The following is a 13,189-nucleotide window of genomic DNA, read 5'->3' as shown; positions in this document are numbered from 1 at the left end:
CGTTCACGCGGTCCGGCCTCCGGGAGGCAGGGGCGGGGCGTAGGGGGGATGCCCCTGCCTCCGCGGAGGCAGGTCAACGGGCCGGTGGGGACCGGTCACGCGGTGCTGACCTGGAGCTCCTTCACGCCGTTGAGCCAGGCCGAGCGCAGCCGCCGCGGGTCGCCGGCCAGGCGCAGATCCGGCATGGCCTCCGCCACGGCGTTGAAGATGAGGTCGATCTCGAGGGTGGCGAGGGATTTGCCGAGGCAGTAGTGGGGGCCGCCGCCCCCGAAGCCGAGGTGCGGGTTGGGGTCGCGGGTGATGTCGAAGACGCCGGGGTCGGTGAAGACCTCCGGGTCGTGGTTCGCGGACGAGTAGAAGATGCCGACCCGGTCGCCCTTCCTGATCTGCTGCCCGCCGAGCTCGGTGTCCTGCGTCGCGGTGCGCTGGAAGGAGACCACGGGCGTGGCCCAGCGGACGATCTCCTCGGCGGTCGTCGCGGGACGCTCGCGCTTGTACAGCTCCCACTGGTCCGGGTGGGTCAGGAAGGCGTGCATGCCGTGGCTGATGGCGTTGCGGGTCGTCTCGTTGCCCGCGACCGCGAGCATCAGCACGAAGAAGCCGAACTCGTCGGAGCCGAGATTGCCCTGGTCCCCGGCGGCCACGAGCTGGGTGACGATGTCCTTTGCCGGGCACTCCTTGCGGGCGGCGGCCATGTTCATCGCGTACGAGATGAGCTCGGTGGCGGCTTCGGCGGCCACGTCCTCGGTGATGGCGAACTCGGGGTCGTCGTACGCCACCATCTGGTTGGACCAGTCGAAGATCTTGATGCGGTCGTCCTGGGGAATGCCGATCAGCTCGGCGATGGCCTGCAGGGGAAGCTCGCAGGCGACGTTGGTGACGAAGTCGAAGGAGCCGTCCGGGCCCGCGCTCGCGAGGGCCGTCTCGACGATCGAGCCGGCGCGGGCGCGCAGGGCATCCTCCAGCGAGCGGATGGCGCGCGGGGTGAAGCCGCGCTGCACGATCTGGCGGACCCGGGTGTGTTCGGGCGGGTCCATGTTGAGCATGATCAGCCGCTGGACCTCGATCTGGTCGCGGTTGATGTGCTCGTTGAAGCGGATGATCGCGGTGTTGAGGTTCGAGGAGAAGAGGTCGGGGTGCGTGGAGACGTACTTGACGTCCGCGTGCCGGGTGACGGCCCAGTAGCCCTCGTCCTGGAAGCCGGCGATGCCGGGCTGCTGGGCGATCCAGCGGACCGGTTCGGCCTTCCGCAGCTCGGCGAACTCCGGGAGGGGTACGCGGTGGTGGAGCACATCGGGATCGGTGAAGTCGAACCCTTCGGGCAGCGCTGGACAGGGCATCGGCAACTCCAGGTGTCCTGGTCTGAAGGCTCTGACGGCCCAACCGTCCCCGGGTCTGACGGTCCATCAGAAAATGAAGGTGTCCGGCAAGGTAGTAACGGGTTCTACAAGTCGCAAGGGTCGCGACAGGGTGAATTGCGTGCAGGAGGGGTGCAAGGTGCCGCAAGGTGCGTGCACGACCCTTGCGGCGCGGGGTCCCGGCTCAGCAGACTGCGGGGAGAACTGGTACGCGTTCTAGTTCTTCGATTGTTCGTTGACCGCGACCATCAATTGAGGAACCGACGCGGCGAGCAACCAGGTCCGCGAGAGCGGCGGCGGTTCAGCCGCAAAGAAGGGAGCCCCCATGGCCGCGGAACCCGTCATCGTCGAAGCCGTACGCACCCCCATCGGCAAGCGCGGCGGTGCGCTCGCCAATCTCCACCCCGCCTATCTGCTGGGCGAGACCTACCGCGAACTCCTCGCCCGTACGGGCATCCAGGCCGACTGCGTCGAACAGATCGTCGGTGGCACCGTCACACACGCCGGCGAGCAGTCCATGAATCCGGCGCGCACCGCATGGCTCACGATGGGCCTGGCGCCCGAGACCGCGGCCACCACCGTCGACTGCCAGTGCGGCTCCTCGCAGCAGGCCTCGCACATGACCGCCAACATGATCGCGGCGGGCGTCATCGATGTCGGCATCAGCTGCGGCGTCGAGGCGATGTCCCGTGTGCCGCTCGGCTCCGGCTCCAAGCACGGTCCTGGCAAGCCCTTCCCCGACGAGTGGAACGTCGACCTGCCCAACCAGTTCGAGGCGGCCGAGCGCATCGCCCGGCACCGCGGACTGACCCGCGAGAACGTCGACTCGCTCGGCCTCATCTCGCAGGAACGGGCCGCGATCGCCTGGTCCGAGGAGCGCTTCAAGCGCGAGACCTTCGCCGTGCAGGTGCCGACGACCGAGGCGGAGCAGGCCGGAGGCCAGGGCATGTGGCGGCTCGTCGACCGTGACGAGGGGCTGCGCGACACCTCGATGGAGGCGCTGGGGCGGCTCAAGCCGATCATGCCGACGGCCGTGCACACCGCGGGCAACTCCTCGCAGATCTCGGACGGCGCCGCCGCGATCATGTGGGCGTCCAAGCGGATGGCGCGAGCGCTCAGGCTCAGGCCGCGCGCCCGTATCGTCGCCCAGGCCCTCGTGGGCGCCGACCCGCACTTTCACCTCGACGGCCCCATCGACGCCACGCGGGCCGTGCTCGGCAAGGCCGGGATGTCCCTGAAGGACATCGACATCGTCGAGATCAACGAGGCCTTCGCCTCGGTGGTGCTGAGCTGGGCGCAGGTCTTCGAGCAGGACTTGGAGAAGGTCAACGTCAACGGCGGGGCGATCGCGCTGGGGCACCCCGTGGGGGCGACCGGGGCGCGGCTCATCACCACGGCGCTCCATGAACTGGAGCGGCGGGACAAGGAGTTCGCGCTGATCGCGATGTGCGCGGGCGGGGCGCTGGCGACGGGGACGATCATTCAGCGGCTTTAAGCGGTCGTGCCCTCGTTGTGGGCAGGCGTTCCTCCCCATGTGCCTTAAGGGCCTGGGAGGTCCCTCCAGGGCGATGGGGGTCCCCCTGCTCTGGTCGGCTGACGGCCTCTCCCGCGTCGGATACGACGAAGGCGGCGGCACCCCGCAATGGGGGTGCCGCCGCCTTCGTATGCGACGGGCCTCAGGCCCGAGCGGTCGTCGGCTCAGTACCAGCCGTGCGACTGCCAGAAGTTCCACGCGGCGACCGGGCTGCCGTAACGCGAGTTCATGTAGTCCAGGCCCCACTTGATCTGCGTCTGGGGGTTGGTCTTCCAGTCCGCACCCGCGGAGGCCATCTTCGAGCCCGGCAGCGCCTGAACGAGACCGTACGCACCCGAGGACGCGTTCGTCGCCGTGACATTCCAGCCGCTCTCGTGCTCCACGATCTTGCTGAAGGCCTTGTACTGCGCGGCGTCCGGGATCAGCTTGTGCGCGATCGCCTGGGCCTTGCCGGTGGACGCAGCCGCGGGAGCGGCCTGGGCGGGAGCGGCGGCGAACAGCATGCCGGTGGTGGCGGCGGCCACGGCGGCACCGGTGAGGGCCTTCTTCGGGGAAGCGATGCGGCGGAAGAGAGCGACAGTCACAGGGGGAACCTCTTGGTTGGGGGCAGGGCGTCGCACGCAGCCCACAGCCGTGCACGGGAGCCGTGCGGGAGGCGGGGGAAATGCGTCGGCGCCGCGACCCGTGAGGGCACGTCGGCGCCGTGCGACACATCCAGAGAAGCAGGGCCGCCGAAACGCCGCAACCACCCCTTTTACTAGTGGAAGTCGCATTCGAGAAGAAAGTCCTTTGTGTGACCCGGCTCTCAATCCCCAGGTCAGGCGGGCAATATGACGCGCTCACGTCATGAGGCACGGCTACGAGGCCGTCTAGTAAGTGACCAAGGCCACGTGAAGGGCCTCACTTGCTTGGGTCCCTTTTCGTCACGGACTGCGTGCGAAGCCGCACACTCCGCATATGGCGAATCCGGCGAAATGTGACACAAGCCCCAGGTCGTATGTGACGGAGTTCGCATGCAGGTACCGGCGGTCGGCGCCCGGAATGTAACCGACGCCTCGCAGCGCCCCCAACCGGGCAGAACATGACCGGACGCCCACGAAGTGGCTAGGAGCGATCAGGCGCTTCGAACGTGACCGTCGCCTCGAAGGCGGCCCGCCGCGTGGCGCGGCGCAGCGCCTTGAGCAGGGCGGGCCCGAGCGCCAGGGTGAGCACCACGGTCACCGCGGCCCGGCCGAGGTCCCAGCCGAGCGAAGTGGCCAGGTAATAGGCGACGAAGTGCACCAGATTCTGGGCGAGTGTGCCGTCCGGGTCGCGCGCCATCCCCGGCGGGAGCGCCCCCAACAAGAACGGCCAACCCCACAGGTTCATGATCAGGCCGTACCCGAAGGACGCCACGAACCCGTACGCGGCGAGCATCAGCACCTCGCCGCGCCCCCGCAGCCGGTCCGGGCCCGGCAGTAGACCGGCCCCCATCGTGAACCAGCACAGCGACAGCATCTGGAACGGCATCCACGGGCCGACGCCTCCGGTCAGCAGGGCCGAGGCGAACATCGTCACGGCGCCCAGCACGAACCCGAAACCGGGCCCGAGCACACGGCCGCTGAGAACCATGAGGAAGAACATGGGCTCGATCCCCGCGGTACCCGCGCCGATCGGCCGCAGCGCCGCGCCGGTGGCGGCCAGTACGCCCAGCATGGCCACCGCCTTCGGGCCGAGACCCGACTCCGAGACGGTCGCGGCGACGACCCCCACGAGCAGTACGAGCAGCGCCGCGAACAGCCAAGGTGCGTCCTGCTCATGCGCGCTGAGCCCCGAGTCCGCATCGGCGAACAGGGGCCAGCCGAAGGCGATGACCCCGATGGCGCTGACGAGCACGAGAGCGCCCACGGAACGGGGACCGAGACGGACGGCCCGGGCCTGGGGCTGGCTCTGGTCGTGGGTCTGGGCGTGGGTCGGATCAGTCATGCCAGCGCCTCCCTGACCTGGGACACCGTCAGCCACCGCTCCGGCGCGAGCACCTTGGTGACCTGGGGCGCGAACGAGGGGGATGCCACGACGACTTCGGCGGTGGGGCCGTCCGCCACGATCTCCCCGTCGGCCAGGATGACGACGCGGTCGGCCAGCTCGGCCGCGAGTTCCACGTCGTGCGTGGCCAGGACGACGGCATGGCCCTCGGCCGCCAGCCCGCGCAGGACGGACACCAGCCGGGCCTTCGCCGCGTAGTCGAGACCGCGGGTCGGCTCGTCGAGAAGCAGCAGCGGCGGCCGGGCCGTGAGCACCACGGCCAGGGCGAGCGCGAGCCGCTGCCCCTCCGAGAGGTCCCGCGGATGCGTGTCGTCCGCGATGCCGGGCAGCAGCTCGGACACCAGTGCCCGGCACGTACCCGGCGCCGCGCCCGCGTCGCCGTCGGCGGCCGCACACTCGGCGCCCACGGTGTCGGCGTACAGCAGATCGCGCGGCTCCTGCGGTACGAGGCCGACGCGCCGGACCAGCTCACGCGGCCCCGCACGGTGCGGTACCGCGCCTCCGACCCGCACCGAGCCTGACGTGGGGGCGACCAGACCGACAAGAGTGGACAGCAGGGTGGACTTTCCGGCGCCGTTGCGGCCCATCAGTGCGACGGTCTCGCCGGGGACGGTGGAGAAGTCCACGTGACGCAACGCCTGGACCCTGCCGCGCCGGGCACCGAGCCCCTCGACGACCGCAACGGGCTCGGCATCCGGGGCGGGCAGGCCGGGTGCATCGGGTACGTCGGTGACGTCCGCTACGTCCCGCTTTCTGCGCCAGGGCCGCCACCGCGTGAGCCACGGGCGGTCCTGGCGCGTGTCCGAGCCGGGCCTGGGCGGCGGCGTCGGGCGGGAAGGGGCCGCGTCCACGCGGCCTTGGGCGCCATCCACGCGGTGGTGGGCACGATCCACGCGGTCGTGGGCACGATCCACGCGGTCGTAGGCACGGTCCCTTCGATCGTGGGCCCGGTCCGCACGTCCGCGGGACGGATCCGGCCCGGGTCCCGCCAGCCGTTCCCGCAGCCCCCCGGCCTGCCGCCGGGCGTCCCGCACCGTGAGCGGCAGGGGCGACCAGCCGGCGAGCCGCCCGAGGTCCACCACCGGCGGGTACACCGGCGAGACGGCCATCATCTCGGCGGGCGTACCGAGCACGGGTGCCGCGCCCGGTTCGGCGAGCAGCAGGACCTGGTCCGCGTACTGCACGACCCGTTCCAGCCGGTGCTCGGCCATGAGCACGGTCGTACCGAGGTCGTGGACGAGCCGCTGGAGCACGGACAGGACCTCCTCCGCCGCCGCGGGGTCGAGAGCGGAGGTCGGCTCGTCGAGGACCAGCACCTGAGGATGCGGGGTGAGGACCGAGCCGATGGCCACGCGCTGCTGCTGCCCGCCGGACAGTGTGGCGATGGGCCGGTCGCGCAGATCGGCGAGGCCGAGCAGGTCGAGCGTCTCCTCGACCCGCCGCCGCATCACCTCCGGCGGCAGCCCCAGCGACTCCATGCCGTACGCGAGTTCGTCCTCGACCGTGTCCGTCACGAAGTGGGAGAGCGGGTCCTGGCCTACGGTTCCCACGACGTCGGCGAGTTCGCGCGGCTTGTGGGTACGGGTGTCCCGCCCGGCCACGGTGACGCTGCCACGCAGCGTGCCGCCCGTGAAGTGCGGCACAAGCCCGCTGACGGCCCCGAGCAACGTCGACTTGCCGACCCCGGACGGCCCGACCACGAGCACCAACTCGCCCTCGGGAACGGTGAGTTCAACCCCTCGTACGGTGGGCGCAGAGGCGCCGTCGTACGTCACGGAGACATCCTCGAAACGGATCATGAGGGTTCCTTGGGGAGGTGGGACCTGGGTGCGGGGGAGGGTTCCGGCGGGGCGGAGCCCGTGGTGCCTGCGGAGGCGGGCGGCGCGGCACCAGCGGCCTCGGCCGAGGCGGGCGGCACCGGCACGTGCACCGCTGGAGCCGCAACGGGCGCTGCTGGAGCCGCAACGGGCGCTGCTGGAGCCGGACCGGGCACCACTGGAGCCGGAACGGGCGCCGCTGAAGCCGGAACAGGTGCTACGAGCGCCGGAAGCAGCCCCAGCAGCACCGCCGCCGCGGGCAGCAGCGGCAGCCTGGGCGCGGACAGCGGTACGACGCCGGGGCGGAGGGCCGCGGGATCGTACGAACCGGAGACGATCAGCGCTGCCGCCACCACCACCCCCGAGCCGGCGACCAGCCAGGCCCGGACACCCCACGCGTCCGGCCGGTACCGGGTGCGCACGGACCGTCGGCCGCCCAGCCACAGTCCGGCCAGCGCGGCCACGAGCCCGGCGAGCAGCACGGGCAGGCCATAGGTCGCACCCTCCGCGGTGAGCAGCCCGTACGTTCCGGCGCACACACCGATGAGCCCGCCCAGGGTCAGTACGGCGGTGGTGCGCCGGACGGCGGCCGGAACCTGGGCGGTCCGCCCGTATCCGCGGGCGTCCATCGCGGCTGCCAGTGCCACCGACCGCTCCAACGCGCCCTCCAGAACAGGCAGTCCGACCTGCAGCAACCCGCGCAGGCCGCGGTCCGGACGCCCGCGCAGCCGCCGCGCGGCCCGCAACCGCTGCACATCCGCGATGAGATGCGGCGCGAAGGTCAGCGCGACGACGACGGCGACCCCCGCCTCGTACAGGGCACCCGGCAGCGACTTGAGCAGCCGCGCAGGATTGGCGAGGGCGTTGGCCGCGCCCACGCAGATCAGCAGCGTGGCGAGCTTCATCCCGTCGTACAGCGCGAAGACCAGGCCCTCGGCTGTCACCCGGCCGCCGACGCGCACGCCCTGCGCCCACTCGGGAAGCGGGACCTCGGGCAGGCTGACGACGGTGTGCGTGCCGGGAATGGGCGATCCGAGGAACACCGCGAACACCAGCCGGATCCCGATCACGGCCAGTCCGAGCTTGACGAAGGCACCGTACGACCGCGCCCAGGGCGCCTCCGTCCGCCGTGCCACGACGACGTACCCCGCGACCCCGATGAGGAGTGCGAGCAGCAGCGGGTTCGTGGTCCGCGACGCCGCGGTGCCGAGCCCGAGCGCCCAGATCCACCAGGCGCCGGGATGCAAGGCGTTGCTGCGGTCCGCTTCGGGGGCGAGCCCGCGTCGGAGCGCGGTGCTGGTCATCGTCGTGGCCCCGCTCAGCCTCGGCGGCGGCGTGCCTGCCAGATCACGGCGACGCCCAGCACGGCGACCACGGCGATACCGGCGACCAGACCCAGCGAGGGCCCGCCGCCCGCCGCCTTCGTGGACACCACCGCGTCGTTCCCGTCCGACGACGCCGACACGCCGGGACGCCCGGCGCCGGACACCTGCTCGCCGCACCCTGTCTCCGGATAGCCGGCGATGGCGCACAGCAGCGCGTTGCTGTCGTACCGCAGCGGCCCGGCCACGGCGGCGAGCGCGTCGGCGGTGGTCGCGTCCTCGGCGATCCGCGCGCAGGCGGTACGCGGCTTCGGCGGCGTCTCGCCGTCCGGCGCGTCCTCGGCCGTGCCGAAGTCGAGGACGAGCGCGACCCGTTTGGTGCCGTCCTTCGCCGGGGTGTCGGCGCAGATCGCGGCGAAGCCGGCGTCCCCGCGCGGCTTCGTGGAGTCCTGCGAGTCCTCGCTCACGGCGAACCGGAAGCCCTGCACGGCCCCGTCCTCGGGGCGCACGAACGACGGCCCCTGGCTGGCGTACGCCCATGCGCCGCCGTCTCGCTCCCAGAACGACCAGTAGCGGTAGCCCACGGCCTGCGCCTGCCCGGCACCGAGCAGGACGCCCAGCACGGTGAGCAGCAGGCCGAGGGCCGGGGCGGCGAGCCGGTGCCGTATCACAGCTGCTGCTTCTTGTTACGGCCGCTGAGCAGGAAGCCGATGCCGATACCGGCGACGAGACCGACGCCGATGATCCAGTAGACGCCGTACCCGGTGTTGACCTGCGTGGAGACGTCCTTGGCGCCCTTCTGTTCGGACGCCTGCGGGGCCGGGCCTGTTTCGTTGAGCAGGGAGACCAGGTCCTCGCCGCCGAAGTCGCGCGGGTCGGTACCAGTGGCGTGGGCCGCGAAGACCAGCTGGGCGTACGCCGCGGGCCCGCTCTGCGCGGCCCAGTCGGCGGAGTTCTTCTCCAGCCACGCGATTGGCTTCTTCGTGTACTTGGTCCATCCTTCCGCGGCAAGTGCGACGACCGCGTCGGCGGTGTTGCCGTAGTCGGGCTGGTCTTCGGCACCGGCCAGGACGGACTTCAGATAGCCGTTCACGAAGAGGGTGTCGGCGAGGTAAGCGGCGCCGTTGCGAGCGGCCTGCTCGGGTGTGAGCTTCTTGTCGCTGTTGCCGCAGATGTAACCGTCTTCCGGTTTCTTTCCGGCGGTCGTCACGAGTCCCTTGCCGAGCATGCCGAGCACGCCTGCCGCCGTGGCGTCCGCGTTGGCCGCGAGCTTGCCCTTCTTGTCGGGCTGGTAGGCGAAGGCGCCGCCGCCGTCCTCGTCGCACGGGATGGAGAGCCGCACAAGCGCGTCGTACGGGGACTTGCCACCCTTGGACTTCACATCCGCCGGCTTCTCACCCGCGGCGGCCAGCGCGCCGACAACCACACCCGTGGAGTTGGTGTCGCTCGCCCCGCCGGGCGCGTACCCCCAGCCGCCGTCCTCGTTCTGCACGGACTTGAGCCACGTCACGGCCTTGCCGACCTGCTTGTCGTGGCCGCCGAGCGCGGCGAGCGCCTGGACGGCGGCTGCCGTGCTGTTGCTGTCGACGGCGGTCTTGGCGTCGCACGCCTTGTCCGCGTCGGCCCGGTACGCCGCGAAGCCGCCATCCGCGCACTGCTGCCCCGTCAGCCAGTCGACGGCCTTCGTGGCGGGCTTCACGCCCACGGTGTCCTGCGCCAGAAGCGCGAGAGACTGCCGCCACACACCGTCATACGTCGGGTCGGACGTGCCGTAGAGCCCGGAGGGAAGCGCCACGGACGGCGACGGGGACGCGTCGTCCGCCAGGGCGGCCGGAGCCGTGGCCGTGCCGATCACGGCGATGGCTGCCAGTACCGCGGCGCTGCGGCGAACGTTCATGATCGGCGGGTGCCTCTCCCTGCGGGGAGCCGGGCAGCACGGGCACACACACGGGCACCGGGCGGCTCCGGCTCCGTATGCCTCGACGGTGCCGGTCACCGGCGGGTGCCGGTGACGCGAGCCGGTCACGCTCGACGGGGCATTCCGACTCGCCGACGAGGGTCACGCGATGGCGACGACGACGGCTCACGGCTGCGGGTCAGCGCCGGAATTGCACCGGCTTCCCCCCGGTACGAGCATGATGACGACGGGCCCACTCTACCGGCCCTTACGCGAAGTCCTACTGGCCCGTAGGGCGAGGCTTCCGACCCGCTCGTTCCTTGATCTGCTCGTAGATGGCGTCGTCCATGCCCTCGGACGTCAGTGCACGTCCGCTGTTGAAGACGGGGAGGGGGCGGCTGTGCCGGTCTTGAGGCGTGGCTGTCCCGTGCAGCAGCGCCCCGACCCGCGCGGCGACGGCGACGGTGTCCACCGGGCCACTGGTGTCGACGATCGCAGTCGGCCCGCCGAGCCGCAGCGGTCCCGGATACGACTCCCGCAACGCTGCGATCCTCTTGGCGACCTGCTCGTCGCTCAGGTCGGGGTCGAGATGCCCGGGATGTCGTCGCCGGGCTCGGAACCGCTGGGCCGCAAGCCCCGGATCGCAGTCGCAGTACACCTCTACGAGCCGTGCCCCGAGACCGCGCAGCCGCGCGGGCGCGGTGTCGTGGTGCCACCAGTTGACCAGCACGGCCTGCCCGGCCTCCGCCGCGAGCGCGAAGAGCACCTCGTCGGCAGCCCGGCTGAGCCGCTGTCTCCACACGCCGTCACCGATGCCGAGCGAGTCGTAGAGGGCTTCGAGGATCGTGTCCTTGTCGACGACGGGTAGTCCGAGGCGCGTGCTGATGCCGAGGGCCAGAGTCGTCTTGCCGCTGGCGGGCAGCCCGGAGACGATCACGAATGCCTTGTCGGTCATGATTCACTTCATACCGCACTTCGATCCGAGATCGCCCTCGCTGGTCACGACCCGGGTTCAGGGCTTCCTGACGCGAGTTGGCGGGGTGGAGCACATGCGGTGCAGGGCGGGGCGGGCGAAAGGCAGGCGTGCAGAGCCGACCGTAGCCGGGTGTCGAGCCGGTTGCGCTCGTCGCGGCTCTTGGGCGTAGGCGGGAGGAGCGCAAACGGAGCGGCGACAGTGAGGATGAGTCGTCCCGTGGACTCCAGATCTTTGTGGAAGCGCAGCACATCGAGTCGCTCGTACAACCAGTGCAGTGCCTGCGTGTGCAGGGGCGTGGCCGGTCCGGTCAGCGACTTGAGGAGCAGGTCGGGAGCCGTCCGGGCGGCTGCCTCCGTCACCGGGTGTTCCCGTATCAGGCGTGCGGCGCGTACAACCTGCTCGACCGCCAGGCAGAGCGGGGGGAACGGGTCACCGACCTCGGCGGCCGCGTGCAGCACGCGTCGCAGCTCGCACGCCGGGCGCACTCGGCGAGGTGCGTCAGCTGGCTGCGCGCACGTCTCCATCGCGCTCACCGCCGACCCCGTGTAACCGATCCTCTTGCCCAACTGCTCCTGGGACAGCTTCTGCTGCTCACGCATCGTGCGCGCGATCTCGGCGACGTACCGCCGCATCGGCCGTACGCCCGCCGATCCGCTCGACTGTCCGGGCCGACCATGCTGGAGGCGTTGGCCGGTGGCGTGCTGACCGCGGCAGAAGCGGGGGCGACGCTCGCGCGGCTGCTGCGCGAACTGCATGCCCTTCCGGCCCGTGTATCCGACGACCCCGGCGTCCGTGTCCTGCACCTGGACCTGCACCCGGAGAATGTGCTGCTCACCCAGCGGGGTCCGGTGGTGATCGACTGGGCCAACGCCGAGGAGGGGCACCCGGACCTCGACTGGGGGATGTCGGCCGTCATCCTGGCGCAGGTTGCGGTGAACAGGGAGCCGCACGCGCAGATGGCCCACGAGGCACTGGCCGCACTGCTTGCCGACTGCGCGGACCCGGCTGCCCGGACAGACACGAACTGCGGGGGCCTACACCAGGCCGTGGAGCGGCGGGCGGCGAATCCCACCATGAGCCGACGCGAGGTGGAACTCCTTGACGAGGCACAGACCTTGATACGCGAACTTCTCACTCGGACCGGTCGCTGAACCGCCAGGGGGCCTGGGAACGGCCAAAGGGTGCCGCGGCCGCGTACAGCAGAAGGTCACACCGCCACATACGCCACCGGATCACTCCCCGCCACCGCCTCCGCCCGACCCAGCTTCACCAGGCGGCGCAGATGGGCCTCCGCCTCCGAGACCGCGATGGTGCGTGAGCCGTAGGGGATCTGGTCCCAGGGGCGGTTCCACTCCATGCGCTCGGCGAGCTGCCAGGGGTTGAGAGGGTGGGCGAGGTGGGTCAGGAGGTCGGTGAGGCGGTCCTCGTGGTGGGTCAGCAGCTCGCGTACGCGGGACGCGGCGTCAGTGAAGGCGTGCTGGTGGGCGGGGAGGACCTCTGCCGCGCCCAGGCGGCCGATCCGCTCCAGGGAGTCGAGGTAGTCGCCCAGGGGGTCGGTCACGGTGGCGTCGTCGGGGTCCTCGTGCAGGCCGATGTGCGGGGTGATCTCGGGGAGCAGGTGGTCGCCGGAGAAGAGGCGGCCGCGGCCGGGGAGGCCCGCCGGGTGGTTCTCCTCCAGGTGCAGGCAGACGTGGCCGGGAGTGTGGCCCGGTGTCCAGATCGCCCGGAGGCGGCGGCCGGGCAGGTCGAGGAGTTCGCCGGGCGTGATGTCGCGGTCGGGGAGCGCCGCGTCGAAGCCTGGCAGGGTACGCATGCGGCCGGACGCGCGGACGGCGAGCAGTGGGGCCACATGCTCCTCGGGGGCGCCGGCGGCGATGAGCTTGCCGGTGATGTAGGCGTACCAGCGGTCGGGAGGGTTCTCGCGGGTACGGCGTACGACGGAGGCGTCCGCCGCGTGCATGGCGATCCAGGCGCCGGACGCCTCGCGGACCCTGGCCGACAGGCCGTGGTGGTCGGGGTGGTGGTGGGTGATGACCACACCGTGGATCTCGGCGGGCGAGGTGCCGCAGGCCGTGAGGCCGTCCGCCAGCGCGTCCCAGGAGGCCGGGTCGTCCCAGCCGGTGTCGATCAGCACCGGGCCGCGGTCGGTGTCGAGGACGTAGACCAGGGTGTGGCCGAGGGGGTTGTCCGGGATGGGGACCCTGAGGGAATGCACACCCCCGCGGTGGTCGGTCACCTGTGTCATCGACTCCCCACTCCC

General features: G+C 71.3%; 12 protein-coding genes and 1 riboswitch. Of the genes, 2 read left to right on the top strand and 10 right to left on the bottom strand.

Annotation, left to right across the window (positions count from 1 at the left end; all coding sequences use genetic code 11):
- Positions 1 to 95: 95 nt before the first annotated feature.
- Positions 96 to 1,340 (bottom strand): cytochrome P450, encoded by a 1,245-nt coding sequence (locus tag H1D24_RS23875; RefSeq protein ID WP_181659716.1) that lies wholly within the window; start codon positions 1,338 to 1,340, stop codon positions 96 to 98.
- A 343-nt stretch (positions 1,341 to 1,683) separates the two neighbouring features.
- Here H1D24_RS23875 and H1D24_RS23870 point away from each other — a divergent pair, with 343 nt between their 5' ends.
- Entirely contained in the window at positions 1,684 to 2,853 is a 1,170-nt protein-coding gene (locus H1D24_RS23870; RefSeq protein ID WP_181659715.1) for a steroid 3-ketoacyl-CoA thiolase, read from the top strand.
- Between the two features lie 203 nt (positions 2,854 to 3,056).
- On the opposite strand, the gene H1D24_RS23865 is transcribed toward H1D24_RS23870, so the two are convergent.
- The 8 genes from H1D24_RS23865 to H1D24_RS44125 form a co-directional block, all read right to left on the bottom strand.
- Positions 3,057 to 3,476, bottom strand: coding sequence for an aggregation-promoting factor C-terminal-like domain-containing protein (locus tag H1D24_RS23865; protein WP_181659714.1), 420 nt, complete (start codon positions 3,474 to 3,476; stop codon positions 3,057 to 3,059).
- A gap of 520 nt (positions 3,477 to 3,996) precedes the next feature.
- A complete protein-coding gene (locus tag H1D24_RS23860; RefSeq protein ID WP_181659713.1) occupies positions 3,997 to 4,857 on the bottom strand; it encodes an ECF transporter S component in 861 nt (286 codons plus the stop codon).
- Positions 4,854 to 6,716: an ABC transporter ATP-binding protein gene (locus tag H1D24_RS23855; protein WP_181659712.1), complete on the bottom strand. Its 1,863-nt coding sequence runs from the start codon at positions 6,714 to 6,716 to the stop codon at positions 4,854 to 4,856. The genes H1D24_RS23860 and H1D24_RS23855 overlap by 4 nt, the downstream gene beginning before the upstream one ends.
- On the bottom strand, positions 6,713 to 8,038 hold the full coding sequence (locus tag H1D24_RS23850) for an energy-coupling factor transporter transmembrane component T (RefSeq protein ID WP_181659711.1): 1,326 nt from the start codon (positions 8,036 to 8,038) through the stop codon (positions 6,713 to 6,715). Before H1D24_RS23850 ends, H1D24_RS23855 begins: the two co-directional genes overlap by 4 nt.
- Positions 8,039 to 8,052: 14 nt before the next feature.
- On the bottom strand, positions 8,053 to 8,691 hold the full coding sequence (locus tag H1D24_RS23845) for an SCO2322 family protein (protein ID WP_220137169.1): 639 nt from the start codon (positions 8,689 to 8,691) through the stop codon (positions 8,053 to 8,055).
- Between the two features lie 32 nt (positions 8,692 to 8,723).
- Entirely contained in the window at positions 8,724 to 9,953 is a 1,230-nt protein-coding gene (locus H1D24_RS23840; RefSeq protein ID WP_181659709.1) for an SCO2321 family membrane protein, read from the bottom strand.
- Between the two features lie 137 nt (positions 9,954 to 10,090).
- A riboswitch (cobalamin riboswitch) is annotated at positions 10,091 to 10,180 on the bottom strand.
- 53 nt (positions 10,181 to 10,233) lie between these two features.
- Positions 10,234 to 10,908, bottom strand: coding sequence for a P-loop nucleotide/nucleoside kinase family protein (locus H1D24_RS23835; RefSeq protein ID WP_181659708.1), 675 nt, complete (start codon positions 10,906 to 10,908; stop codon positions 10,234 to 10,236).
- Between the two features lie 44 nt (positions 10,909 to 10,952).
- A complete protein-coding gene (locus tag H1D24_RS44125; protein ID WP_374064315.1) occupies positions 10,953 to 11,561 on the bottom strand; it encodes a helix-turn-helix domain-containing protein in 609 nt (202 codons plus the stop codon).
- Here H1D24_RS44125 and H1D24_RS44120 point away from each other — a divergent pair.
- Positions 11,496 to 12,080, top strand: coding sequence for a phosphotransferase (locus tag H1D24_RS44120; RefSeq protein WP_374064345.1), 585 nt, complete (start codon positions 11,496 to 11,498; stop codon positions 12,078 to 12,080). The genes H1D24_RS44125 and H1D24_RS44120 overlap by 66 nt on opposite strands.
- A 56-nt stretch (positions 12,081 to 12,136) precedes the next feature.
- On the opposite strand, the gene H1D24_RS23820 is transcribed toward H1D24_RS44120, so the two are convergent.
- Positions 12,137 to 13,174, bottom strand: coding sequence for a Strvi_7410 family MBL fold metallo-hydrolase (locus H1D24_RS23820; RefSeq protein WP_181659706.1), 1,038 nt, complete (start codon positions 13,172 to 13,174; stop codon positions 12,137 to 12,139).
- Between the last annotated feature and the right edge of the window lie 15 nt (positions 13,175 to 13,189).

The organism is Streptomyces himalayensis subsp. himalayensis, from assembly GCF_013778455.1.
GTDB lineage: Bacteria > Actinomycetota > Actinomycetes > Streptomycetales > Streptomycetaceae > Streptomyces > Streptomyces himalayensis.
This window is presented reverse-complemented; position numbering and strand designations above follow the sequence as displayed.